General features: G+C 45.0%; 1 protein-coding gene. It reads left to right on the plus strand.

Annotated features, from left to right (window positions below):
- Window positions 1–165 precede the first annotated feature (165 nt).
- On the plus strand, window positions 166–1,374 hold the full coding sequence (locus tag HQN90_RS00005; protein ID WP_173215284.1) for an IS4 family transposase: 1,209 nt from the start codon (window positions 166–168) through the stop codon (window positions 1,372–1,374).
- Window positions 1,375–1,384 lie beyond the last annotated feature (10 nt).

The following is a 1,384-nucleotide window of genomic DNA, read 5'->3' on the forward strand; positions in this document are numbered from 1 at the left end:
CAATAGCTTTGCATCAAACCTAACATGGAAATCCGAAAAAAGTATCGTCTAAATAATTTATAATTACTACCTAAATATGGGATTAATTGATGTATTTATCTGGACGATGCACAAAAAAACTCCTATGGTCATTATGAGGCATGTTACCCGACCAAAGGAGCACCCATGGATAATATACCAACAAAAACCGTCATGCGTCAATGCCTTCAATGGCTCAATGTTCACTATGGAGATTTGTTCAGGGACTATCGCTGCAAATTAAAGACCGGTCAAGCCATTCTTCTCTTTCTTGAAGCAACGCTTGCCTCTCGAAAGACCCTCGAGGATATCGCGGAACATCTGAGGGTGACCGAATGGTTTCAGGACTGGCTTAACCTGCCATCTATCTCGGGGGCCGCTCTCCACCGAAAATTGGAGGATATTCCCTTAGAGCTCTTCCAAGAAATCTTCCAGACTCTCTATCAAGCCATTGCCTTTCACTACGTGAAGAAACCTGGACTCGATTCCGTGGGTCATTTAGCGATTATTGACTCTTCAGAAATCCGACTCCCTCCCATCTATGGCAAATGGGCCTACGTTTCTGAGACTCAGAATGCCGTCAAAATGCACACCATGCTCGTTGCCGCTAGTCACGACAGTGTTTGTCCTGGAAAAGTCGTCCTCTCTACCGCTGCGGTCTCGGATCAAGAAGTCGCCACAAAACTAATGGCCGAGCTAAATTATACGTATGTGTTTGACCGAGGGTACATCCATTACGCCTCGTACCAACAATGGGCTCTAACAGGAATCCGCTTCGTGGCTCGCATCAAGGCGAACAGCAAGTGTAAGATTGTGGAAACGAGAAGCGTCACAGGTCAGTCTTCCGTCATTTTAGATGCCGATGTGGATATCGTGGAGCCAAAAATAAAGGAAGTCTTTCGGCTGAGGCTGGTGGAGTACACGTTTGTTGATCGAAAGAAGAAGTTGGTGCGGATTCGGGTACTCACGAATCGATGGGATCTCTCTGCAGAGGAAATCAGTAATATTTACAAGTATCGGTGGAAAATCGAATTGTTCTTTCGATCCATGAAGGGAAATATGAATTTGAAGAAGCTCTACAATACCAAGCCTTCTGCCGTATGGAACCAAATATACTTGTCTCTGATCGCTTATGCCATGGTGGAACTCATTCGTTTAAGCACCGAAACCGGGGAAACCTGTCTCTTTCTTCTAAGAAAACTGTTGTCCCATGCCGACAAGCTCCTGATCAATTGGAAGGACGCATTGGTTGTGGTAAAGACAAAAACTAGTACAGGGCGTAAGAGAAAGAAGAAGAGAGGCCGTCCTCGAAAGCACCCCGAGGTGTTCAAAGCTGTTCATTGGATAATTGAATAATACTGGAAAA

Origin of the sequence: Paenibacillus alba (genome assembly GCF_013204855.1) — a bacterium.
Lineage (GTDB): Bacteria > Bacillota > Bacilli > Paenibacillales > NBRC-103111 > Paenibacillus_E > Paenibacillus_E alba.